The organism is Actinomadura sp. WAC 06369 (assembly GCF_003947565.1).
Taxonomy (GTDB): Bacteria; Actinomycetota; Actinomycetes; order Streptosporangiales; family Streptosporangiaceae; genus Spirillospora; species Spirillospora rifamycini.
The window spans coordinates 1-1,890 of record NZ_QHJN01000351.1 but is presented as its reverse complement, the minus strand read 5'-3'; the positions used below and the strand labels follow the sequence as shown (position 1 = coordinate 1,890).

The 1,890-nt window shown below is 77.6% G+C and carries 1 protein-coding gene; it reads left to right on the top strand.

Features of this window, described 5'->3' with window-relative positions:
• Positions 1-268: 268 nt before the first annotated feature.
• Positions 269-1,890, top strand: a 1,622-nt coding sequence (locus DMH08_RS39345; protein ID WP_199748236.1) for a serine/threonine-protein kinase, incomplete at its 3' end; no start/stop codon positions are given.

Sequence of the window (1,890 nt, the reverse complement as noted above, 5' to 3'; positions counted from 1 at the left end):
GCCGGAGAGCCGGCGGTTCTGCAGCCGGTGCGGGGAGCAGGTGGGGCGGAGCCGCGACGGGGGCCCGGGGCGCACGGGGGGGTTCTGGGCGCGGTGCGGGCACGCGTCCTCGTTCACGCCGAAGCTGCGCCCCGGGGGTCTGCTCGGCGGGCCGTACGAGGGGCTGGGCTGCCTGGCGCCCGGCGGGGCCGGGTTGGGGTGCCCGGCGCGGGGCCCCCGGCGGAGCAGGCCGGGGGGCCGGCGGTTCTGCAGCCGGTGCGGGGAGCAGGTGGGGCGGAGCCGCGACGGGCGCCCGGGGCGCACGGAGGGGTTCTGCGCGCGCTGCGGGCACGCGTTCTCGTTCACGCCGAAGCTGCGCCCCGGGGATCTGCTCGGCGGGCAGTACGAGGTGCTGGGCTGCCTGGCGCACGGCGGGCTCGGCTGGGTGTACCTGGCGCGCGACCACAACGTGAGCGGCCGGTGGGTGGTGCTGAAGGGTCTGCTGGACGCCGGGGACGCGGATTCGCTCGCGGCGGCGGCGGCCGAGCGGGCGTTCCTCGCGGAGGTCGAGCACCCCAACATCGTCAAGATTTACAACTTCGTGCGGCACGGCGACTCCGGCTACATCGTGATGGAGTACGTGGGGGGCCGGTCGCTGAAGGACATCCTGCTGAGCCGCCGCGACGCGGAGGGCGAGAACGCGGCGCTGCCGCTCGGGCAGGTGATCGCGTACGGGCTGGAGGTGCTGAGCGCGCTCGGCTACCTGCACGGGGTGGGGCTGCTGTACTGCGACTTCAAGCCCGACAACGCGATCCAGTCGGAGGAGCAGCTGAAGCTGATCGACCTCGGCGGGGTGCGGCGGATGTCGGACGCGGACGGGCCGGTGTTCGGCACGCCGGGCTACCAGGCGCCGGAGGTGGCGTCGCGGGGCCCGTCGGTCGCGTCGGACCTCTACACGGTGGGCCGGACGCTGGCGGTGCTGAGCTTCCCGTTCCGCGGGTACACGGCGCGGCACCTGCGGAGCCTGCCGCCGCGCCGCGAGGTGCCGCTGTTCGAGCGGTACGACTCATACCACCGGGTGCTGCGGCGCGCGACGCACCCGGACCCGTCCCGCCGGTTCCGGAGCGCGGCGGAGATGGCGGACCAGCTGACCGGGGTGCTCCGGGAGGTGCTGTCGGCGGAGGACGGACGGCCGCGCCCGGCGCCGTCGTCGATGTTCGGGCCCGAGCAGTACACGGCGGGCGCGGAGGTGGAGGCGGCGCGGCCGGGCGGTGCGGCGCCCGCGCGGGTGCTGCGGGTGCCGGAGCCGGCCGCGGCGGCAGCGGCGCTGCCCGCCCCGCTGGTCCCGGCGGCGGATCCGGCGTCGGCGTTCCTCGCGGGCCTGACGGCCCGCGACCCGGGCGACCTGGCGGCCGCGCTGAGCACCGCGCCGGTGGCGTCTCCTGAGGTGAGGCTGGCGCTGGCGCGCGCGCGGATCGGGCTGGGCGACCCGGACGGCGCGGCGGCGCTGCTCGACGAGATCGAGGCGGAGCGGCCGGGCGACTGGCGGGTCGACTGGTACCGGGGGGTGCGGGCGTTGGCGGGCGGCGACGCGGCGGCGGCGGCGCGCGCGTTCAACGGCCTGTACGACCTGATGCCGGGGGAGCAGGCGCCGAAGCTGGCGCTGGCGTTCTGCCACGAGTGCCGGGGCGACGCGGCGTCCGCCGGGCCCTACTACGAGACGGTGTGGCGGACCGACCCGACGCACGTGAGCGCGGCGTTCGGGCTGGCGCGCGTCCGGCTCGCGGCGGCGGACCCGGCGTCGGCGTTCCTCGCGGGCCTGACGGCCCGCGACCCGGGCGACCTGGCGGCCGCGCTGAGCACCGCGCCGGTGGCGTCTCCTGAGGTGAGGCTGGCGCTGGCGCGCGCGCG